This is a genomic window from Janthinobacterium sp. HH106 (genome assembly GCF_001758725.1).
Classification (GTDB): domain Bacteria; phylum Pseudomonadota; class Gammaproteobacteria; order Burkholderiales; family Burkholderiaceae_D; genus Janthinobacterium.
Window position 1 is genome coordinate 340,942 of the sequence record NZ_LRIC01000002.1, and the last position, 21,632, is coordinate 362,573.

Genomic DNA, 21,632 nt, shown 5'->3' on the forward strand with positions numbered 1-21,632 from the left:
GGGCGAAGCTCCGCTTATTCGCCCACGGCCACGTAGCGGTAGCTTTCGCCGTCGTCCTCGTCCGCTTCCTGCGGGTCGTCCAGCACCACCTCGAAAGGCAGCGCCTTCAGTTTCGCCTGGTTTTCCTCGGAAATGTAATGGTGCGACAGGTCCAGGCGCTTCAGGTTCCCCAGCTGCGTGTGATTGAGCACGGCCACGGCGCCCAGGTCGCCGATGGTGCCCAGCGACAGGTCCAGCGTGTCGAGCTGCGCCACCAGCGGTTCCTCGGCCAGCCAGACGGCCAGGTCGTCGGCGATTTCCGCGTCGCGCAAGCCCAGGTAGCGCAGGGTCGGCACGGTCAGCTGCGCCAGCACCTTGCGGTACAGGTCCACGTCGCCCGAGAAGCCATAGTCGTCCGTGCCCAGCCACAGCTCCAGGTGTTCCAGCTGCGGCATGCTCGATTGGGCCAGCGCTTCGGCGATCTTTTGATCGAGGCCGCCCGCTTCGATGGTGAAGCGGCGCAGGTGCTGGTGCGCGAACGGCTCGATGACGAGCTCATTGCCGCCACGGATGCGCAATTCTTCCAGCAGCGGGAAGGCGTCCAGCAGGGGCTTGTAACTGCCTTGCACGATCCACGAGATTTCGCATTCCTCGTAAGTCATGTCGCCGATGAACAGGGCGCGCAGCTTCGGCAGCTGCGGCGCGTGGGCGATCAGCGCGGCCATCACTTCGTCGGCGCCCGATTCGTACGGGTCGCCCCACATGCCGATGATCAGCGCTTCGAGCGCGCCCTTGTCGGCTTTGTCGAGGAAGCCGGCGATCAGCTCGTCCATCTTGCGCTTGTCGTCGTATTCGAGCGACAGGCGGTAGACGATGCCCGGTGACGCATCGAACGGCAGGTCGGGGTCGTACTGGACGACTGTCTTGTTGTGGAAGGTGGTGGTGCTGTCGGAAATGGTCATCGCTGTGGCTCCGTGTAGGCGGTGGAGGCCTGGATGCCGCGCGCAGTGTGGCGGAGGGACGAGCCGGGATGTGCCGCGACGCTCTGCGAAGACATCCAGGCCTGGAAATCTTGTCTATACTAAAATCTTAGCATAGCCATATGGACATATTGCGCACTGCTGGCGTGCCTTATCGATGGATCACCACCAGCAAAGCCTTGCCCTCGGTCTTGCCCAGGTTGCGTATCGTATGCGGCTGGTCCGCCGGATAGCGAGCCGTGCCGCCATTCTTGACCTTTTTCTTCGCCGCGCCCACTTCCAGTTCCAGGTTGCCGTGGATGACCGTCAAATGCTCGGTGGTGCCCGGGTCGTGCGGCTGCGACGCCAGTTCGCCACCGGGCGCCAGGGTCACTTCATACCACTCGTATTTGCCGGCCAGTTCCATCGGCCCCAGGATGCGCAGCACGTAGCCCGCGTGGTCGCCGGGCAGGGTGGGGGTTTCGTGGGCATCCGTGATGCGGATGGTTTCCACGGCTTTTTCCGCGCTCGACAGCAATTCGCCGATCTGCACGCCCAGGGCGTTGGCCAGGCGCCACGTAATGGCGATGGTGGGATTGGCTTTTTCGCGCTCGATCTGCGACAGCATGGACTTCGACACGCCCGCGATGCGCGACAAATCCTCGAGTGTCAGGCCGCGCGCCAGGCGCAGCCGTTGCAGGGTGGCACCCACTTCAGGGGGAGAATTGGTCGAAACGCTGGTTTTCATCGGCAGGTGGCTTGCAAAGTTCAAAAGGCTTGGGTAATATCCACTATATTGAATTTCAGTTCGAAATAGTGGATTTTGAAGAAAAACATGGAAACGTGTAGACTTCAAACAGCGCTTCACGGTACAGCATTGTGCGCGCACCGGTCAAGCGGCGGCTTTTTCCCTATGGCGGCTGAAACCACACGCACACCACACGCATACATCAGGGACACAAGGAATATCATGAGCGAGCAAGCGAAGAACACCTTTTTCAGCGGTCTGCAACAGAATCTCGATCAACTGCGCCAGCAGGGCTTGTACAAGCCCGAGCGCGTGATCGCCTCGCGCCAGGGCGCTGAAGTGGTGTGCGACGATGGCCGTACCCTGATCAATATGTGTGCAAACAACTACCTGGGCCTGTCCGGCGACCTGCAGACGCAGGAAGCATCTATTGCCGCCACGCAAAAATACGGCTACGGCCTGTCATCCGTGCGTTTTATCTGCGGCACGCAAACCGTGCATAAAGAGCTGGAGCAGGCGATTTCCGCCTTTCTGGGCACCGAGGACACGATCTTGTATGCGGCTGCCTTCGACGCCAACGGCGGCGTATTCGAGCCCCTGTTCGATGAAAACGACGCCATCATCTCGGACGCGCTGAACCACGCTTCCATCATCGACGGCATCCGCCTGTGCAAGGCCGGGCGCTACCGCTATGCGCACAACGACATGGCCGACCTGGAAGTGCAGCTGCAGGCGGCGATTGCCGCCGGCAAGCGCCATAAAGTCATCGTCACGGACGGCGTGTTCTCGATGGACGGCACGATTGCGCAACTCGACAAGATCTGCGACCTGGCCGACAAGTACGGCGCGCTGGTGATGATCGACGAATGCCACGCTTCCGGCTTCATGGGCGCGACGGGCCGCGGCACGCACGAGCACCACAATGTGATGGGCCGCATCGACATCATCACGGGCACCCTGGGCAAGGCCCTGGGCGGCGCCATGGGCGGCTTTACCTCGGCGCGCAAGGAAGTCATCGACACCCTGCGCCAGAAATCGCGTCCTTACCTGTTCTCGAACACCCTGGCGCCATCGATCGCCGGCGCTTCGCTGTCTGTGCTGGAGCGCCTGGCCAAGTCGACGGAACTGCGCGACCGCCTGCATGACAACACGGCGTTCTTCCGCAGCGAGATCGAGCGCATCGGATTTACCATCAAGCCGGGCACCCATCCGGTAGTTCCCGTGATGCTGTTCGACGCGCCCGTGGCACAGAAATTCGCCGCCCGCCTGTATGAACTGGGCGTGCTGGTGACGGGCTTCTTCTACCCGGTCGTGCCGATGGGCCAGGCCCGTGTCCGTGTGCAGCTGTCCGCCGCGCATACCCGCGAGCAGCTGGTGCAGGTGCTGGCCGCCTTCGAGCAGGCCGGCAAGGAACTCGGTCTGCTGACCACCACGACCACGACCAATTAACAAGAATTCAGGAAAATAGCATGGAACGCATCTTAGTCATTGGCGCAAACGGCCAAATCGGTAGTGAACTGGTGGGCGCGCTGGCGCAGCAGCACGGCGCGGACAACGTCATCGCCAGCGACATCGGCACGAACAATCTGTACCAGGCCAGGCGCTACGCGCAGCTGAACGTGCTGGACAAGGACGGCCTGGCGAAGATCATCGCCGACGAGAACATCACCCAGGTGTACCAGCTGGCGGCCATGCTGTCGGCCACGGGCGAAGCGGCGCCGCTGAAGGCGTGGAGCCTGAACATGGATGGCTTGCTCAATATCCTGGAACTGGCGCGCGAGCGGGGCGAGGCGGGCAAGCCGCTGCGCATCTTCTGGCCATCGTCGATCGCCGCCTTCGGCCCGAACACGCCGCAAGTGAACACGCCGCAAATGACGGTGATGGACCCGACGTCGATGTACGGCATCAGCAAGCTGGCCGGCGAGCGCCTGTGCGAATACTACTTCAACAAGTATGGCGTGGACGTGCGCAGCATCCGCTACCCTGGCATCATCAGCTACAAGTCGCCTCCGGGCGGCGGCACCACCGATTACGCGATCGCCATCTTCCATGCGGCCTTGCGCGGCGAGCGCTATGACTGCTTCCTCGATGCGAACACCACCTTGCCGATGATCTACATGCCCGACGCGATCCGCGCCACCATCGAACTGATGGACGCGCCGGCGGCATCGATCAAGATCCGCTCGTCCTACAATGTGGCCGGCGTGTCGTTCAACCCCGAGCAGCTGGCGAAGGCCATCGTGCGCATGGTGCCCGACTTCAAGATCAGCTACAAGCCGGACAGCCGCCAGGCCATCGCCGACAGCTGGCCGCAAAGCCTGGACGACAGCAAGGCCAGCGCCGACTGGGGCTGGAAGGCGCAGATCGGCGTCGAGCAGATGGTCACCGACATGCTGGCCAATGTCGATGCGGGGCAGGCGGCCAAGGCGGCCTGAATTCAGCACCGGCATTTATAAAAACATACTAATATAAAGAGACACTACATGGATATGAGCGTATTTGACCTGTTCAAGATCGGCATCGGGCCGTCGAGTTCCCACACGGTGGGGCCGATGGCGGCGGCGCGGCGTTTTCTGGTCGAATACGGTCCGCTGGACCAGGTGGTGGGCGTCGAGGCGGCACTGTATGGCTCGCTGGCGCTGACGGGCGTGGGCCATGCCACGGACAAGGCCGTCATTCTTGGCCTGATGGGCGAAACGCCGCAAGACGTGGCACCCGACGAAGTCGACAGCAAGCTGGCCGCCATCGAGGCGGCCGGCGAGATCGCGCTGCTGGGCACGCACGTGGTGCCGTTTACGGCGGCCACGGGCTTGATCTGGCACAAGAGCGAATCCTTGCCCGAGCACCCGAACGGCATGCGCTTTACGTTGAAGCTGGCTGACGGCGGCCGGGTCGACAAGGTGTATTACTCGATCGGCGGCGGCTTTATCCGCGAGGCTGGCGAAGCCCAGGCGGAAGCGGCCGTGGAATCGGCCGCTGCTGCCCGCGTCGTCTTCCCCTTCGATACCATGGAGCAATTGCTGGCGCATGGCGTGGAAAGCGGCCTGTCGATCCCGGAAATGCTGCGCGCGAACGAGTGCGTCAAGCGCAGCGACGAGGAATTGAACGCGGGCCTGGACCGCATCTGGCACGTCATGCGCGACTGTATCGCGCACGGCCTGGAAACGACGGGCAACCTGCCGGGCGGCTTGAACGTCAAGCGCCGCGCCGCCAAACTGTGGCGATTGGCGCAGGAAGCGAAGGCGTCGGACAACCGCGCCAACGACTTGCCGCACGACGCCGTGCACCTGGTCAGCCTGTACGCGATGGCTGTCAACGAGGAAAACGCGGCCGGCGGCCGTGTGGTCACGGCGCCGACCAATGGCGCCGCCGGCATCATCCCGGCTGTGCTGCGCTACTACGCCCAGGATTGCCGCCCCAGCGATCCCGTCGGCGGCGTGCGCCGCTTCATGCTGACGGCCGCGGCCATCGGCATGCTGTGCAAACGCAATGCCTCGATCTCGGGCGCCGAAGTGGGTTGCCAGGGCGAAGTGGGCGTGGCCTGCGCCATGGCGGCGGCCGGCCTGGTGGCGGCCCTGGGCGGCACGAATGAACAGATCGAGAACGCGGCCGAAATCGGCATCGAACACCACCTGGGCATGACGTGCGACCCCATCGGCGGCCTGGTGCAGATCCCATGTATCGAGCGCAATGGCATGGGCGCCGTGAAAGCGATCACGGCCGCCTCGCTGGCGTTGAAGGGCGACGGCACGCACTTCGTCAGCCTCGACGAAGTCATCGAAACCATGCGCCAGACGGGCGCGGACATGCAGGACAAGTACAAGGAAACGTCCCTGGGCGGCCTGGCCATCCACGTGATTACAGTCAACCACGCCGCTTGCTGATGCGCTGGTGGTGGCGTCGGATTACGCGCGCAGCGCTAATCCGACCTACGCCATGACGCAAGCAACGCAGGTTGGTGCAGGTTGGCTCCGGTCGGCGTAGGTCGGCGTAGGTCGGCTTAGCCCGCAGGGCGTAAGCCGACATCACCACGGCAGCAAGCCGACATCACCAAATAAGTAAGCCGACATCACCAATGCAGCAAGCCCACATCACCAAAGCAGCAAACCACCACCTCACTCATCCTCAAACAACTGCTCCAGCCTCCGCGGGTAGTTATTCAAAAAATCACGCGTCACGGCATAGTGTTCCGTGTCTTCATACGCCACTTCATGGATGCCGCCGCCCGTAAACATCAGGATTTTCGCGTTCGGGTAGGCGAGCAGTATCGGCGAGTGGGTGGCGATGATCAGCTGCGAGTCGTCCTGCACCAGCTGATGGATCACCGATAAAGCCGCCATCTGGCGGCTGGGCGACAGGGCCGCCTCGGGTTCGTCCAGCAAATACAGACCTTTTCCGCGCAGCTTGTTGATCAGGGTCGCCATGAATGCTTCGCCGTGCGATTGCGCGTGCAGCGACTTGCCGCCGTAGCTGCCCAGGTATTCCGGCATGGCGTCCATGTAGGTGGCGACGTTGAAAAAGCTTTCGGCGCGCAGGAAATAGCTGTCCTCGGGTTTTTTATGGCTCTTGCTCAGGCGCAAGTGTGCATGCAAGCCCGATTCCTCGTCCGACGGCAGGGCGATGCGCACGTTGCGCGTGCCGCCATCCTTGCCGAAGCCCAGCCCCACGGCCAGCGCCTCGAGCATGGTCGACTTACCGCTGCCGTTCTCGCCCACGAAAAACGTCACGTCGGGGTGGAAATCCATGTGCACGAAGTCGCGGATGGCGGGGATGGTGAACGGATAGTGATCGAGGTCGACGACAGCGTCGGAGCGCAGCGCGGCGCTTTGCAGATATGGTTTTTTACTCAGCGACATGGCCGGTTTTCGACTCCATTATTGGCATTTTGCAGGGCAGAAAGCTCAGTGTGGCCTAAATCGTCGGCGCGCGCCAGTGCATACGCGGGTCATGTTCGCCTGGCTTGATCTCATACAATTATGGCTTGTTTGATAATAAGCAGGCTCTCCAATTGTCACATCTTGATCAGGCTGGCGCCACGCGATTCGCCTTGGACGGCCGCTGGCACTATAATATCCGCTGCCATTCATGATCAACCGCACTCAGCTCAACTGGACTCTTCAAATCTATGCATTACGTGTCTACCCGCGCTGACAAAGCGCCATCGAATCCGCAGCAATTCTCCGACATCCTCCTGGGCGGCCTGGCCCCCGATGGCGGACTGTATCTCCCTGAACACTACCCGCAAGTCACTGGTGCCGAGCTCAATGCCTGGCGCACATTGTCGTATGCCGACCTGGCCTGCGAAATCCTGAAGAAGTTCGCCACCGATATCCCGGCCGCGGACCTGAAGGCACTGACGGCGAAAACCTACACCAAGGCAGTCTACAAGAACGCCCGCGCCGGCGAAAACGCGGCCGACATCACGCCGCTGCGCGTGCTCGAAGAAAACGTCGTCAAGGGCGGATCGACCACGCTGATGCTGCAGGCGCTGTCGAACGGCCCGACCCTGGCCTTCAAGGACATGGCCATGCAGCTGCTGGGCAACCTGTTCGAATACACCTTGGCCAAGCACGACGCCGAACTCAATATCTTCGGCGCCACGTCCGGCGACACGGGCAGCGCGGCCGAATACGCGATGCGCGGCAAGAAGGGCATCCGCGTCTTCATGCTGTCGCCGCACAAGAAAATGAGCGCCTTCCAGACGGCGCAGATGTTCAGCCTGCAAGACCCGAACATCTACAATATCGCCGTCGAAGGCGTGTTTGACGACTGCCAGGATATGGTGAAAGCCGTGTCGAACGACCTGCCGTTCAAGGCGAAACAGAAGATCGGCACCGTCAATTCCATCAATTGGGCGCGCGTCGTGGCGCAGGTCGTGTATTACTTCCGCGGCTACCTGGCGGCCACCACCAGCAACGAGCAAAAAGTGTCGTTTACGGTGCCGTCTGGCAACTTCGGCAATATCTGCGCCGGCCATATCGCCCGCATGATGGGCTTGCCGATCTCGAAACTGGTAGCGGCGACGAATGAAAACGACGTGCTCGACGAATTCTTCCGCACGGGCGTCTACCGCGTGCGCAAGTCAGCCGAAACGTACCACACGAGCAGCCCGTCGATGGATATCTCGAAAGCGTCGAACTTCGAGCGCTTCGTCTACGACCTCGTGGGCCGCGACAGCGAGCGCGTGCGCGCCCTGTTCACGAAAGTGGAAACGCATGGCGGCTTTGACCTCTCCGGCAAGCCTGGCAGCGACGGCGACGAATTCAAGCTGGTGGCCAAATACGGCTTCAAGTCGGGCAAGTCCACGCACCAGGACCGCCTCGACACCATCCGCGACGTCGCCGACGACTACGGTATCACCATCGACACGCACACGGCCGACGGCATCAAGGTGGCGCGCGAACACCTGGAGCCGAACGTGCCGATGATCGTGCTGGAAACGGCGCTGGCGGCCAAGTTCAACGAAACCATCCTCGAAGCGCTGGGCGTGGACGCGGAACGCCCGACCGGCTTCGAAAACATCGAAGATCTGCCGCAAAAGTTCGTTGTGATGGGCACGGACGTGGAAAAAATGAAGGCGTACATCGCCGCCAATACGGGCTTGTGATGAGCGATCCGACTGCACAACGCAAACCCATGCTGTCGGTGGCCGAAGCGCAAGCCTTCATGCTGGGCGCGGCGCGCCCGGTGACCGAGGTGGAGCTGGTCGACACCATGCGCGCCAACGGCCGCGTGCTGGCCACGGCGCAAACGTCGACCCTGAACGTGCCCGAGCGCGACAACACGCAGATGGATGGCTATGCCGTGCGCGCCAGCGATTGCGCCAGCGGTGCGGCCAGCCTGCCCGTGTCGCAGCGCATCGCGGCCGGTCACGTGGGCCAGCCCCTGCAGCCGGGGACGGCGGCGCGCATCTTCACGGGCGCCCTGATCCCCGAAGGCGCCGACTGCGTCGTGATGCAGGAGCAGTGCACGGCGGCGGACGGCATGGTGACGGTCAACCACGTGCCGAAAGCCGGGGAATGGGTGCGCCGCCAGGGCGAGGATATCCGCGCCGGCGGCATCATCCTTGGCGCGGGCCGGCGCCTGCGCAGCCAGGAAATGGGCCTGGCCGCCTCCGTGGGGCTGGCGCAGTTGCCGGTGCTGCGCAAGCTGCGCGTGGCCGTGTTCTTCACGGGCGACGAACTGGCCATGCCGGGCGAACCTTTGGTGCCGGGCGCCGTCTACAACTCGAACCGTTTTACCTTGCGCGGCCTGCTGGAAAACCTGGGCTGCGAGATCACGGACCTGGGCATCGTGCCCGACAGCCTGGAAGCGACGCGCGCCGTGCTGCGCCAGGCGGCGCAGGGCAATGATTTGATCATCACCTCGGGCGGCGTGTCCGTGGGCGAGGAAGACCATATCAAGCCGGCCGTGGAAGCGGAAGGGCGGCTGAACATGTGGCAGATCGCCGTCAAGCCGGGCAAGCCGCTGGCGTTTGGCGAAGTGCGGGAGGCGTTCTTTGTCGGTTTGCCCGGCAATCCCGTCTCCAGTTTCGTCACGTTTTTGCTGTTCGTGCGCCCGTTCATCCTGCGCCTGCAGGGCGTGGCGGGCAGCCTGGCGCCGCGCAGCTACAAGCTGCCGGCCGCGTTCGAGCGCCTGAAGGCGGACAAGCGCAACGAGTTCCTGCGCGCCAAAGTGAATGATGAGGGCGAGCTGGAATTGTTCGCCAACCAGAGTTCGGGCGTGCTGACGTCCACCGTGTGGGGCGACGGCTTGATCGATTGCCCGCCGGGGCTGTCGATTGCGCGCGGCGACATGCTGCGTTTTATTCCGTTTAACGAATTGCTGTACTAAGGAAGTATCGATGAAGATCAATCTGCGATTTTTTGCCAGCGTGCGCGAACTGGTGGGCACGGGCCACGAAGTGCTGGAAGTGGCCGGGCCGCTGACGGTGGGCGAGGTGAGAAACCTGCTGATCGCCCGCGGCGGCAACTGGGAGTACGCGCTGGCCCAGGGCCGCGCGCTGCGCACGGCGCACAAGCAGGTGATGTGCGATGCCGATACCGTGATCGGCGAAGGCGACGAGGTGGCGTTCTTCCCGCCCGTAACGGGCGGCTGATTCCGTTTCTCAAACAAGACGGCCACTTCATCGAAGTGGCCGTTTTTTCATGACGATCTGGTTTTCGGTTTGTCCCCGCTGCACGTGGCGCAGGCGACGGCCTTCCTGTAGCGCCAGTATTTCGAGCCGATGAAGATGGCCGACGCCACCAGCGACCAGGCCAGCGCGCTGAGGATGTCGGTCTGGCTGGTCGTGCCCTTGCTGTACTCGACCACCGTCAGGATGATGAATAAGATCGAGCTGGCCAGCAAATAACGGGAAATCCAGAATCCTGCGCCCATGTGTTTCTCCTCTTGTCGTCGCGTTGTCGCGTGAAGTCAAGCCGCCGGTCGCTGCGGCCTCTGCGCGCAGTATGCATCATTTTTCGGCATTCTTGCCATCTCCGGGCCTTATCTCGACTAAAATGCCGGGGTTTTCACCGTCTTTCAGCCTGCCATGACCGATTCCAGCCTTCCTCCCTTTCACATCGCCGTCATCGGCGGCGGCCCCGCCGGCCTGATGGCCGCCCAGGCGGCCAGCGAGCAGGGGGCCAGGGTGGAGTTGTTCGACGCCATGCCGTCCGTCGGCCGCAAATTCCTGCTGGCGGGGCGCGGCGGCATGAACATCACGCACGCGGAAGGCTACCAGGCCTTCGTCTCGCGCTACGCCCGGCAGGCGCACCGCGTGAAACCGGCGCTGGACCAGTTCGGCCCGCAAAAGGTGCGCGACTGGGTGCACGGCCTGGGCGTCGACACCTTTGTCGGCTCCTCGAACCGCGTCTTCCCGACGGACATGAAGGCAGCGCCCCTGCTGCGAGCCTGGCTGCACCGCCTGCGCGAAGCGGGCGTGCAATTTCACATGCGCCACCGCTGGACGGGCTGGCGCGACGGCCAGCTGGTCTTTGCCACGCCGGACGGCGAACGCATGTGCGCCTTCGACGCCGTGATCCTCGCGCTGGGCGGCGGCAGCTGGGCGCGGCTTGGTTCGGACGGCGCCTGGGTGCCGCTGCTGCAAGGGCAGGGCGTGGCCGTGGAAGCGCTGGCGCCGGCCAATTGCGGCTTCGACGTGGACTGGAGCGAACATTTCAGCAGCCGCCATGCTGGCGAACCGCTGGTGACCGTGGCCATCACGGCGCATGACATCGACGGCTTGATCATCAAGCGCCAGGGGCAGTTCGTCATCACGGCGGGCGGCGTCGAAGGCAGCCTGATTTATGCGCTGTCGGCCGCGCTGCGCGAGCAGATCGCACGCGACGGCCACGCCACCATCTGGCTCGACCTGGCGCCCGACCACACGCATGAACGCGTGTTCGAGGAAGTGACGCGCCCGCGCGGCGCCCGTTCCATGTCCAGCCACCTGAATAGCCGGCTGGGCATCAAGGGCGTGAAATCGGGCTTGCTGCGCGAATGCCTGAGCGCGGCCGACTTTGCCGACGAGGCCAGGCTGGCGGCCGCCATCAAGCTGCTGCCTGTCACGCTCAAGCGTGCGCGCCCCATCGATGAAGCGATCAGCAGCGCCGGCGGCGTGGACTTCGACGGCATTAACGGCAGCATGCTGCGCGCCATGCCAGGCGTCTTCGTGGCGGGGGAAATGCTGGACTGGGAAGCGCCGACGGGCGGCTACCTGTTGACGGCCTGCCTGGCGCAAGGCAAGGCGGCCGGCGAGCAGGCGGTCAGTTGGCTGGAAGGGAATTTTTGAAATTACAACAGCATTTGATCGTTAGCGCCACGACGCTGTTCACAATCGTAGCGAGCGGCCCCGAGTTGTGGCTGAGAAGCGCAGCTGTACTCTGGTACGGGGCCGCCGAGGCAGCGAGCATCGCCAGCCGCAAATCGCGCCGCGCAGTAGATTGTGAACTGCGTCATCATTAATGCCAGATGATGTCGCCTGACCCGCTTTTCTGGGTCTCGCGCTGGCGCGGGTTGCCGTGCACGTGGATGTCGCCGCTGCCGCGCAGGGTCAGGTTGGCGGCGTCGCGCACGAAGACGGTGCTCTGGCCCGAACCTTGCAGGCTGACGCTGGCCTTGTCGGCGGCCAGGTGTTCGGCATCGATGTCGCCTGAGCCGCTCAGGTCGGCACGCAGGAATTTCGTGTTGCCGCTGGCGGCGATGCGCCCGGAACCGACCATTTCCAGCACGACGCTGTCGCTGTTGCCGGCATTGATATCGAGATCGCCACTGCCGTTGACGGTCGCTTGCACTTGCTTGTAGCGGCCCGTGAAGCTGACGTCGCCTGAACCCATAAGTTCCAGGATGAAACTGTCGCCGGAAAATCCCGTGATCCTGCTGTCGCCATTGCCGTGCACTTCCAGTCGCACGAGACTTGGCAGCACCAGTTCCACCTGCAGCGGCTGGCGATGGTGGAACAGCATGCCTTTCGGGCCGATATGCAGGGTCGTGCCGTCGGCCGTCGTGTCGACGTTCGACAGCAGGCGTTGTTCGCCGCTCACTTTCAGCGATGGCGTGGCGCCGCGGCGCAGCACCAGGTCGATGGGACCGGCCAGATCGATGCTGTTGATATTGGCGGAAATCGGGCGCGTGTCGCTGCGCACGGCGCGGCCGGCAGCGCTGCTGGGATTGCTGATCCCCTTGGCGCGCAGCGCCGCATACGACATGGCTATCAGGACCATGGCCAGCAAGAGCATGGACAGGCCGACTTTGAGCAAGCGTTTCATGGCAGCCTTTCTAGTGACCTTTGAGCAGGGAGACATTCATGGCGATATAGCGCTTGATACCGATCAAGGTATAGCGCGTGACCACCAGACTGAGCAGGAATATGGCGATGCCGCCGAGCAGCATGCCCACGCCGAAGACGGTTTGTGTGGTGCGCGCATCGCGGTCCATGTCGGTGGAGATGCGGATGCCGCCGCCGGCCAGCGCTTCGGCCCGCTCCATCATGCGCGACGAAGCGCCGGGTGCCTCGGCTTCAGCCGGTTCACGCTGCAAGGGGCCGGGCACATGGTCGATTTCGATGCCCTTGTCGCCGATGGTGATGCGCGTTTCGCGCCGTTCGTCGCCTTCGCCGCCCTCGTCGTCATGAATGAAGACGTGGCGCAGCGGCCCCTCGAGCACCAGTTCGTTGGCGCCGGACAAGCCGCTGGCCGTGATGGCGATGCCGGCCAGGTAAAAGCTCAGGCCGACCGCATACAGGGCGGCCAGCAGCGCCGCGTAGACTGCGGCGGGCACGACCATGAACAGGTTGAAGATGGCCAGGCCCACCAGCGAGACGAGCAGGCGCAGCAGGTTGACGGGAGTTTTCTTTTGCTCGAACGCCTGGCGGTGGGTGCTGCTGCGCAAGGTGAGGGCGATCTTTTTCGGGTCGCCCAGGTCGTCGGCGATTTCGTGCTCGCTGCGGCCGGCCGCAGCGCCTTCGATGAAGGTCTGTTCGTAATAATCGAGGGTCTTGGCCACCAGGTCTGGCGGCAAGCCTGCCAGCGCGCGCCGCAGTGCCTCGAGATAGTCTTGCTTGTTCATCATATTCTTCCTGTTACTCCGCTTCGCCGCCTCAGCCCACCGCCGGCAGCAGCATGCTTGCCTGGCTCAGCAGCAATGGCGTTTGTGGCACTTGCTGTCCGTGAATGACGATGACGGTGGCGAGCAGCACACAAGCGAGCAGCGCCATGGCTTTCAAGCTGTTTTTCAAGTGCAAGGTGGGGTGCATGGTATTTTCCGTGGCATGGCCGTTGTCGATGATCAGACTGTACCCAAGCGCACGCGAGCGCACCAGCACGGTGCGACAGAATGCAATTTCGCGGGGGCGAGCGACGCCAGGGCGGGATGCACCGTCAAGTCTGTTTTGCCGCCTTGCCCGTGTTCGCCATCCTGGCCGCCGCCACGCCGCTGCGCACGGCCGCTTCGATGGTGGCCGGATAGTCTTGCGTCCGGTCGTCATTGGCCGTGTAGTCGCCGGCCAGCAGCAGGCCCGGCATGCCGCTGGCATTGCCGGGGCGCGCCAGGTCCGGCGTGCAGGCAAAGGTGGCGCGCTTTTCCGTGATCAGCTGGGCCCAGGCCGGTTGCGCCAGTTCCGGGCGCTGCAGCAGTTGCGCCAGCTGCGCAGCGATCGCCTGCGCCAGCGGGCCATGGCCTTGCTCGGCGGCAGGGCCGGACGCGCTGATGACGACGGCCAGCAAGCCGGCCTGATTCGCGTCGAGCTGGCCCCGGTCGAAGACGAACTGCCCCCAGTGCTGTTGCTCTGGCGCATCGACAAGCGCGTAAAACGGCAAGTCCAGGCGCACCGACGGATCGTATTGCAGGTAGCAGGTGCTGATGGCTTCCGGCGTGAAGGCCTGCATTTTGGTAATAACGTCATTGAGGCGCGGGTCGTGCACGCCTTGCAGCAGGCCGGCCGCTTGCACGGATGAGGTGGCGACGATGACGCCGTCATAGTGTTCGCCATCATCGACGCCATCATCGAGTCGCCAGCGGCCATCGGGCAAGGCGTGCAAGGCTGCCACCTTGGCGCCCGTGCGCACTGCGCCGCCATGTTGTTCCAGATAGCGGGCGGCCGCGTCGGGCAGCAGGGCGGAGAGGTCCGCCTTCGGGATCAGCATGTCGGAGGCGCGGCGGCGCGATGCGCCCAGGCTGTCGCGCAGCACGTTGATGAAGACGCGGGCCGACGCGCGCTCGGGCGGCGTATTCAAGGCCGCCAGGCACAGCGGATGCCACATCAGGCGGTTCAAGGTGTCCGTCTGGTCGAAGCGCTGCAGCAATTCGGTTACCGTGCAATCGTTGTACAACTGCCAGCCCATCCACCGCATGGCCGTGGAAAAACGCATTAGGGACAGCTTGTCGGCGCGCTGCAGCCCCTTGGCGCGCAGCAAGGCCCATGCCAGGTGCAGCGGCGCAGGCAGGCGCGGCGCGAGAAAATCCATGCCTTTGGTGCCGGGTGGATAGCGCATCTGCAGGGGCAGGGTGAGGATCAGCTCGGCAGGGTCTTGCCCTGCGAGCTTGATCAGGCGCAAGGTTTCCGTGTACGCGCCCAGCAGGATGTGCTGGCCGTTGTCGAGCACCGTCTTATCCCGTTCGACCCGGCGCGCACGCCCGCCCAAGGTGCGCGCCGCCTCGTAGACGGTCACGGCATGGCCGGCGCGCGCCAGTTCCATGGCTGCCGCGCAGCCGGCCCAGCCGGCGCCGATGACGGCGTAGCGTTGCTTCACGCTACTGTCAGCCACGAACCCAGGTCTTCCAGGCCAGCCACAGTTTGCGGATCGGCGTGAGCGAGATGCGCTGGTTCAGCACGTGATAGCCGTCGCGCTCGACTTCGTTGAGCAGGGTGCGGTAGATGGCGGCCATGATCAGGCCCGGGCGCTGGGCGCGGCGGTCCTCCGCCGGCAGCAGGGCGAACGCTTCGTCGTAGGCTTTTTGCGCGCGCGCCACCTGGAAGCGCATGAGGTTTTCAAAGTTTTCGCTGTGGCGCGCGTTCAGCAAATCGGCCGCCGTTACATTGAATTGCTGCAATTCGCTGATCGGCAGGTAGATGCGACCCTTGCGCGCATCTTCGCCCACGTCACGGATGATGTTGGTCAGCTGGAAGGCATGGCCCAGCTTTTCCGCGTACAGCAGGGTTTCCGGGCGCGTCGCGCCGAAGATGCTTGCCGACAAGATACCGACCACGCTGGCCACGTGCCAGCAATAGCGGCTCATGGCCTGGTAATCGAGGTAGCGGGTCTGGTTCAAGTCCATTTCCATGCCGTCGATGATGGCCTGCAAATGCTTTTCTTCCAGCTTATACACGGCCAGGTGCGGCTGCAGCGCGCGCATCACGGGATGTGTGGGGTTGCCCTCGTACATGGCCTTGACTTCCTTGCGCCACCACACCAGCTTGGTGCGTGCCACGGCTTCGTCCGTGCATTCATCGACCGTATCGTCGACTTCGCGGCAGAAGGCGTACAGGGCCGTGATGGCCTTGCGGCGCTCGGCCGGCAGGAACAGGAAGCTGTAGTAGAAGCTGGAGCCGCTCTGGGCGGCCTTTTGTTGGCAGTATTCGTCGGGAGACATAGTCAAAAGAGCAAGGGTTGCAGATCGAAGCCGCTATTCTATCGTCTTACAGAGTGGGCGACGGGGGAAAAGCCGTTTTTACTTGTGTCTCTTGATGCAGGCTTTTGCGCGACATGCGCAGGGCGCGCCAGAAAATGATCAGCCAGTCGCGTTTCTCCAGCTTGGGACGGCGTCGGAACACGTCGTAATTGACGGCTTCGATGCATTCGAGAATGCGCAAGCCCCCTTGCACCACCAGGCGCAGTTCCCAGCCGATGCGTCCGCGCAAGCGCAGGGCCAGCGGCGCGCCGGACAGCATCAGCGCGCGCGCGCGGGCCACTTCGAAGCGCATCAGGGCACTCCACTTGCCGTGCGCCTCGGGCCGCTCGAAGGCGGCGGCGGAGACGGCAAAGCGGCTCAAGTCTTCCATCGGCAGGTAGATGCGCTCTTTTTGCTGGTCGATGGCGACGTCTTGCAAGAAATTAATTAGTTGCAAAGCTGAACATATGGCATCGGAATCGCGTACATTCTGTTCATCGGCCGCACCGTACAGATGCAGCATCAGCAGCCCCACGGGGTTGGCGGAGCGGGCGCAGTAATCGAGCACGTCATCGTAGCTGGCGTAGCGCGTCGTTTCCACATCCTGCTTGAAGGCGGACAATAAATCGTGGAACGGCTTGAGCGGCAGCTGGAACTTGGCGATGACGGCGGCCAGACGTTCGAACATGGCGGCGTTCTCGCCGGCATGGCCTTCCTGGCGGGCGATGCGGCCCAGCGCCTCTTCGTAGGCGTGTAGAAAGGCCAGGCGTTCGGCCGGTGTGGCGTCGCCTTCGTCGGCCAGGTCGTCGGCGCTGCGGGCGAAGGCATAGATGGCTTCGACGGCGGGCACCAGGCGGCGCGGCAGTAAAAATGATGCAACAGGAAAATTTTCGTAATGGTCTACAGGCATGAACACACTTCTCTAGTCTTGCGTTTGTCCGGCACTCCCGCAAACGCTGGAATGTGGTCGGACGTTGTACGTCTCAAGATTAATGACGCAAAAGTCACTAAAAACTTTTACGCACGATTATAATTAATAACCAGAAAGTCATTAGCGGAAAATCGTCCTCCGCTACGACCAAACTGATATTGTCACAAATTTAAGGATATCGCGTGCGAAAAAGTTTGGCTTGGCCCAAAGGACAGGCAAAAAGTTTCTCCGCATAAAAATATTGCAGCCCGCATAGTAAAGGAAAATACCTTGTTTGCCCTGAAAACCCTGCGCCGCGAGACCGGCGCATCCGCACTTCCTGCCTTGCGGCTGATTGCCGCCGCGGCCCTTGCGACTACCCTGGCGGCCTGTTCCAAGCCTGCCGTCAAAGTGGAAGACGTGCGTCCCGTCCGTGCCATCGTGTTGTCTAGTAGTAATGTTGACGTGAGTGCCGAGCTGTCGGGCGAAGTCGTGCCCCGCGTCGTATCGCAGCTGGGTTTCCGCGTGGGCGGCAAGATCGTCGCGCGCAAGGTCGACGTGGGCGCCAGCGTCAAGAAGGGGCAAGTGCTGATGCAACTCGATCCTGTCGACTTGCAGCTGTCGCAGGCGCAGGCGAAGGCCTCGCTGGTGAGCGCGGAAACGAACCGCGACCTGGCGCGCGCGGAATTGAAGCGCTACCAGGACTTGCGCGAGAAAAACTTCGTCAGTCAGGCTGTGCTCGATGGCAAGGACGCCACCTACAAGGCGGCGCAGGCAAACGTGGAAGCGGCGCAAGCCCTGTACCGGGGCCAGGCGAACCAGTCCGGCTATGCCAGCCTGCTGGCCGATGCGGACGGCGTCGTCACGCGCATCGATGCGGAAGTAGGGCAGGTGGTGGCGCCCGGTGCGCCCGTCGTGGTGGTGGCCAAGAGCGGCGAGAAGGAAGTGGTGATCGGCATTCCTGAAGACAAGGTAGAAACCTTGCGCAGTGTCAAGGATGTGGTCGTGCGTCTGTGGGCCGACCCGAAGCAGGCGCTGCCGGGCAAGATCCGCGAAGTGTCGCCCGTGGCCGATGCGGCCACGCGCACCTATACTGCCAAGGTCAGCATCCCTGACGCGCCGCAAGTGCGCCTGGGCATGACGGCCGTGGTGCAGTTCGCTTCGCAGACGGCCACGCCGCAGATCAAGGTGCCGCTGACGGCCCTGTTCAATGAAAAGTCGCAAAGCTCCGTCTGGGTGGTGGAAAACGGCGCCGTGAAGCTCGTGCCGGTGACGGTGGGCGGCGTGGCGGGCAATGAGTTGCTGCTGGCCTCGGGCGTGAAAGCGGGGCAGACGGTGGTCACGGCCGGCGTCAACCTGCTCAAGCCTGGCCAGAAAGTGACCATCCTCGGCGCCGAACTGGCCAGCAAGCCGGATGTCGCCGCTGCCGCCGTCAGCGTGGGTGCGGCCAAATGAAGGGCGGCTTCAATCTGTCGCGCTGGGCCCTCGAACACATCCCGCTGACGCGCTACCTGATGGCCGTGCTGCTGATCGGCGGCATGCTCAGCTACGCCAACCTGGGTCAGGATGAGGATCCGCCGTTCACCTTCCGCGCCATGGTCCTGCAAGCGTACTGGCCCGGCGCCACGGCGCTGCAGATGGCCGAGCAGGTGACGGACAAGCTGGAAAAGAAACTGCAGGAAACGCCATACATCGACGAGATCACCAGCTATTCGAAGCCGGGCGAAACCCTGATTCTGCTGGAGCTGCGCGAATCGGCGCCGCCCAAGGAAACGGCGGCCGCCTGGTACCAGGTGCGCAAAAAGATCGGCGACATCAAGGGCACCTTGCCGGCCGGCGTCGTGGGCCCGTTCTTCAATGACGAGTTCGGCGACACCTACGGCTCCATCTTCGCCCTGTCCGGCGACGGTTTTACCTATGCCGAAATGAAGGATTACGCGGACAAGGTGCGCCAGGAACTGCTGGCCGTGGGGCAGGTGTCGAAAGTGGAACTGTTCGGCGTGCAGGATGAAAAGATCAATATCATCTTCTCGCACAAGAAATTTGCCCAGTTGGGCATTCCTTTCGATGCCATCGTGCAGCAATTGTCCGAGCAAAACAGCATCAACGCCACGGGCGTGCTGGTGACGCCGACGGATAACCTGCAAGTGCGCGTGACGGGCGCCATGCTGACCGTCAAGGACCTGGAAAACCTGGAATTGCGTGCCAACGGCACGACCTTCCGCCTCGGTGACTTTGCCACGGTGAAGCGCGAATTCGTCGATCCGCCCAAGGATAAGATGCGTTTCAATGGCAAGGAAGTGATCGGCCTGGGCGTATCGATGGAAAAGGGCGGCAATATCATCGACATGGGCAAGGCCTTGCAGGCAACGGTGACGCGCATGAAGAGCGAGTTGCCGGTTGGCATAGAATTGCAGCGCGTGTCGAACCAGCCGGAAGCCGTGTCCGCTTCCGTGGGCGAATTCGTGCATACCCTGATCGAAGCCATTCTGATCGTGCTGGCCGTCAGCTTTGTCGCGCTGGGCTTGCACACGAAGCCGCTGCGCATCGACGTGCGCCCGGGCCTGGTGGTGGCGCTGACCATTCCGCTGGTGCTGGCCGTCACCTTCCTGTTCATGCGCCTGCTCGACATCGACTTGCACAAGATCTCGCTGGGCGCGCTGATCATCGCGCTGGGTTTGCTGGTCGATGACGCCATCATCGCCGTCGAGATGATGGTGCGCAAGATGGAAGAGGGCATGTCCCGCTTCGATGCGGCCACGTTCGCCTATACGTCCACGGCCATGCCCATGCTGACGGGCACCCTGATCACGGTGGCGGGCTTCTTGCCCATCGGCCTGGCCAAGTCGGCCGCCGGCGAATACACGTTCTCTTTGTTCTCCGTCAATGCGCTGGCCCTGATCATTTCCTGGGTGGTGGCCGTCGTCTTCACGCCCTACATCGGCTACGTCTTGCTCAAGGTCAAGCCGCACGCGCATAACGACCATGAATTGTTCGATACGCCGAACTTCCGCCGCTTCCGCCGCGCCGTCACCTGGTGCGTGGAATGGCGCAAGACGACGATTGTCGCCACCCTGGCCATCTTTGCACTGGGTATTTACGGCTTTAACTTTATCGAAAAGCAATTCTTTCCCGATTCCAGCCGTCCGGAACTGATGGTGGAACTGTGGTCGCCCGAAGGCACGACGTTTGCTGCTAACGAGAAACAGGTGAAGAAGTTCGAGGCTTTTGTTGGCAAGCTCGACGGCGTGGAAAGCGTCACCAGCTACGTGGGAACCGGTAGTCCTCGTTTCTACTTGCCGCTCGATCAGATCTTCCCGCAGACCAACGTGTCGCAAGTGGTGGTCTTGCCGAAGAGCCTGGCCGACCGCGAACGCTTGCGCCAGCAAATCGTCGACGTCTTCAAGAAAGATTTCCCGGAAGTGCGGGGCAGGGTGAAACTGTTGCCGAACGGACCGCCGGTGCCGTATCCCGTGCAATTTCGCGTCATGGGGCCGGAGGTGGCCGGTGTGCGGGCCATTGCCGACCAGGTCAAGGACATCATGCGCGCCAATCCGAACACCCTGGGCGTGAACGATAACTGGAACGAATCGGTGAAAGTGCTGCGCCTGGACCTGGACCAGGACAAGATGCGTGCGCTGGGCGTTACCTCGAAAACGGTGATGCAGGCGGCCAATACGATTCTGTCGGGCACGGTCATCGGCCAGTTCCGCGAAGACAACAAGCTGATCGATATCCAGGTGCGCCAGCCTTTGGCCGAGCGGGCGACGATTTCCGTGCTGAATGACACGAATATCCCGACGGCAACGGGCAAGTCAGTGCCCATCTCGCAGCTGGCCCGCGCGCATTTCGTGTGGGAGCCGGGTGTCGTCTGGCGCGACAAGCGCGAATGGGCCATTACCGTGCAGTCGGACGTGATCGACGGCATCCAGGGCGCCACCGTGTCGACGCAGCTGGCGCCGCAGCTCGATGCCTTGCGCGCCAAAATGCCGGCCGGTTACCGCATCATCGTGAAAGGCGTGGCGGCCGACAGCGGCGAGGCGGAAGCGTCGATCTCGGCGAACTTGCCGCTGGCCATTTTCATCATCTTCACCTTGCTGATGCTGCAGCTGCACAGTTTCTCGCGTTCCTTGCTGGTCTTCCTGACGGGGCCGCTGGGCGTGGCGGGTGCCGCGTTTGCCTTGCTGGCGCTGGGCCGGCCACTTGGTTTCGTGGCCAACCTGGGCATCATCGCGCTGTTTGGCATGATCATCCGCAACTCGGTGATCCTTGTCGACCAGATCGAGCAAGACATCAATGACGGTTCGACGCCATGGGACGCCATCATCGACTCGGCTGTGCGCCGCTGCCGTCCCATCGTGCTGACGGCCGCCGCCGCGGCGCTGGCCATGATCCCGCTGTCGCGTTCGGTCTTCTGGGGGCCGATGGCGGTCGCCATCATGGGGGGATTAATCCTGGCAACGGCCTTGACCTTGCTGTTCCTGCCGGCCCTGTATGCGGCCTGGTTCCGGGTCAAGAAGCCGGACCCTGCGGCAAGGGAAGCGGGTACGTCGGCTGTGTAGTGCTCTGACGGGTGGCCGCATGCTGCATACGCCATTGACCCGGACGGCGAAAATGCCGGGGTCGTACCCTGAGGGTGCGACCCCAGTGCTTGCTTTGGGGTAAAAATGCCGCCAACTGGCCGGCGGCGCGCTCTGAGGCGCAGCAAAAAAAAGGCGGCATCCCTCTGGGAAATCCAGTAGAATGCCGCCTTTGCTTTACCGCAAGCTTGTCCTGCAAGTCCAAGGTAGCCAGATCGCTCCCGAGTTGTTAAAATCAGGGGCGGCAGCAAAGTGGTATGTACAAGCTGCGTACAAAAGATGCGGATGTGGTGGAATTGGTAGACACGCTGGTCTTAGAAGCCAGTGCTTCGGCTTGGGAGTTCGAGTCTCCCCATCCGCACCAA

At 62.8% G+C, this 21,632-nt stretch carries 19 protein-coding genes and 1 tRNA gene; 10 read left to right on the top strand and 10 right to left on the bottom strand.

Annotated features, from left to right (window positions below):
- Positions 1-14: 14 nt before the first annotated feature.
- A complete protein-coding gene (locus JAB8_RS02080; RefSeq protein ID WP_070288214.1) occupies positions 15-941 on the bottom strand; it encodes an STM4015 family protein in 927 nt (308 codons plus the stop codon).
- Positions 942-1,110: 169 nt separating this feature from the next.
- Complete coding sequence (locus JAB8_RS02085) at positions 1,111-1,686, bottom strand: XRE family transcriptional regulator (RefSeq protein ID WP_070218654.1); 576 nt, start codon at positions 1,684-1,686, stop codon at positions 1,111-1,113.
- A 222-nt stretch (positions 1,687-1,908) separates the two neighbouring features.
- On the opposite strand from JAB8_RS02085, the gene kbl reads away from it, so the two are divergent.
- The 3 genes from kbl to JAB8_RS02100 are packed head-to-tail and all read left to right on the top strand — an operon-like array spanning position 1,909 to position 5,570.
- Complete coding sequence (gene kbl / locus JAB8_RS02090) at positions 1,909-3,135, top strand: glycine C-acetyltransferase (protein ID WP_070218655.1); 1,227 nt, start codon at positions 1,909-1,911, stop codon at positions 3,133-3,135.
- Between the two features lie 20 nt (positions 3,136-3,155).
- Positions 3,156-4,121, top strand: coding sequence for an NAD-dependent epimerase/dehydratase family protein (locus JAB8_RS02095; RefSeq protein WP_070288215.1), 966 nt, complete (start codon positions 3,156-3,158; stop codon positions 4,119-4,121).
- A 48-nt stretch (positions 4,122-4,169) separates the two neighbouring features.
- Entirely contained in the window at positions 4,170-5,570 is a 1,401-nt protein-coding gene (locus tag JAB8_RS02100) for an L-serine ammonia-lyase (protein WP_070288216.1), read from the top strand.
- A 231-nt stretch (positions 5,571-5,801) separates the two neighbouring features.
- Here JAB8_RS02100 and JAB8_RS02105 read toward each other — a convergent pair whose 3' ends face one another.
- Positions 5,802-6,542, bottom strand: a complete 741-nt coding sequence (locus JAB8_RS02105) for an AAA family ATPase (RefSeq protein WP_070288217.1) — start codon at positions 6,540-6,542, stop codon at positions 5,802-5,804.
- Positions 6,543-6,811: 269 nt separating this feature from the next.
- On the opposite strand from JAB8_RS02105, the gene thrC reads away from it, so the two are divergent.
- Genes thrC through JAB8_RS02120 form a run of 3 tightly spaced genes read left to right on the top strand, consistent with a single transcriptional unit; the run spans position 6,812 to position 9,784 of the window.
- Positions 6,812-8,293, top strand: a complete 1,482-nt coding sequence (gene thrC / locus JAB8_RS02110; RefSeq protein WP_070288218.1) for a threonine synthase — start codon at positions 6,812-6,814, stop codon at positions 8,291-8,293.
- Positions 8,293-9,519: a gephyrin-like molybdotransferase Glp gene (gene glp / locus JAB8_RS02115; protein WP_070288219.1), complete on the top strand. Its 1,227-nt coding sequence runs from the start codon at positions 8,293-8,295 to the stop codon at positions 9,517-9,519. Before thrC ends, glp begins: the two co-directional genes overlap by 1 nt.
- 10 nt (positions 9,520-9,529) lie before the next feature.
- Positions 9,530-9,784 (top strand): MoaD/ThiS family protein, encoded by a 255-nt coding sequence (locus tag JAB8_RS02120; RefSeq protein ID WP_070288220.1) that lies wholly within the window; start codon positions 9,530-9,532, stop codon positions 9,782-9,784.
- Between the two features lie 47 nt (positions 9,785-9,831).
- Here the strand turns inward: JAB8_RS02120 and JAB8_RS02125 are convergent, their stop codons facing one another.
- The gene (locus JAB8_RS02125) at positions 9,832-10,065 is read right to left on the bottom strand and encodes a hypothetical protein (protein ID WP_070218662.1); all 234 of its coding nucleotides are present in this window, start codon (positions 10,063-10,065) and stop codon (positions 9,832-9,834) included.
- 154 nt (positions 10,066-10,219) lie between these two features.
- On the opposite strand from JAB8_RS02125, the gene JAB8_RS02130 reads away from it, so the two are divergent.
- Positions 10,220-11,461, top strand: a complete 1,242-nt coding sequence (locus JAB8_RS02130) for a TIGR03862 family flavoprotein (protein WP_070288221.1) — start codon at positions 10,220-10,222, stop codon at positions 11,459-11,461.
- Between the two features lie 169 nt (positions 11,462-11,630).
- Here JAB8_RS02130 and JAB8_RS02135 read toward each other — a convergent pair whose 3' ends face one another.
- The 6 genes from JAB8_RS02135 to hpnC all read right to left on the bottom strand — a co-directional run bounded on the left by JAB8_RS02135 (position 11,631) and on the right by hpnC (position 16,687).
- Positions 11,631-12,437 carry a head GIN domain-containing protein gene (locus JAB8_RS02135; protein ID WP_070288222.1) on the bottom strand — a complete coding sequence of 269 codons (807 nt, stop codon included), beginning with the start codon at positions 12,435-12,437 and terminating at the stop codon, positions 11,631-11,633.
- Positions 12,438-12,447: 10 nt separating this feature from the next.
- A complete protein-coding gene (locus JAB8_RS02140) occupies positions 12,448-13,239 on the bottom strand; it encodes a DUF1700 domain-containing protein (RefSeq protein ID WP_240453620.1) in 792 nt (263 codons plus the stop codon).
- 28 nt (positions 13,240-13,267) lie between these two features.
- Positions 13,268-13,423 (bottom strand): hypothetical protein, encoded by a 156-nt coding sequence (locus JAB8_RS29370; RefSeq protein WP_175445145.1) that lies wholly within the window; start codon positions 13,421-13,423, stop codon positions 13,268-13,270.
- Between the two features lie 124 nt (positions 13,424-13,547).
- On the bottom strand, positions 13,548-14,918 hold the full coding sequence (hpnE, locus tag JAB8_RS02150) for a hydroxysqualene dehydroxylase HpnE (RefSeq protein ID WP_343216095.1): 1,371 nt from the start codon (positions 14,916-14,918) through the stop codon (positions 13,548-13,550).
- Positions 14,919-14,925: 7 nt separating this feature from the next.
- On the bottom strand, positions 14,926-15,759 hold the full coding sequence (hpnD, locus tag JAB8_RS02155) for a presqualene diphosphate synthase HpnD (RefSeq protein WP_070288226.1): 834 nt from the start codon (positions 15,757-15,759) through the stop codon (positions 14,926-14,928).
- A gap of 46 nt (positions 15,760-15,805) precedes the next feature.
- Positions 15,806-16,687: a squalene synthase HpnC gene (hpnC, locus tag JAB8_RS02160; protein WP_070218668.1), complete on the bottom strand. Its 882-nt coding sequence runs from the start codon at positions 16,685-16,687 to the stop codon at positions 15,806-15,808.
- A 291-nt stretch (positions 16,688-16,978) separates the two neighbouring features.
- Here hpnC and JAB8_RS02165 point away from each other — a divergent pair, with 291 nt between their 5' ends.
- The 3 genes from JAB8_RS02165 (at position 16,979) to JAB8_RS02175 (ending at position 21,631) form a co-directional block, all read left to right on the top strand.
- Positions 16,979-18,142 carry an efflux RND transporter periplasmic adaptor subunit gene (locus tag JAB8_RS02165; RefSeq protein ID WP_083287531.1) on the top strand — a complete coding sequence of 388 codons (1,164 nt, stop codon included), beginning with the start codon at positions 16,979-16,981 and terminating at the stop codon, positions 18,140-18,142.
- Complete coding sequence (locus JAB8_RS02170) at positions 18,139-21,249, top strand: efflux RND transporter permease subunit (protein ID WP_070288228.1); 3,111 nt, start codon at positions 18,139-18,141, stop codon at positions 21,247-21,249. Before JAB8_RS02165 ends, JAB8_RS02170 begins: the two co-directional genes overlap by 4 nt.
- Positions 21,250-21,548: 299 nt before the next feature.
- Positions 21,549-21,631: transfer RNA gene (locus JAB8_RS02175), tRNA-Leu, on the top strand.
- Position 21,632 lies beyond the last annotated feature (1 nt).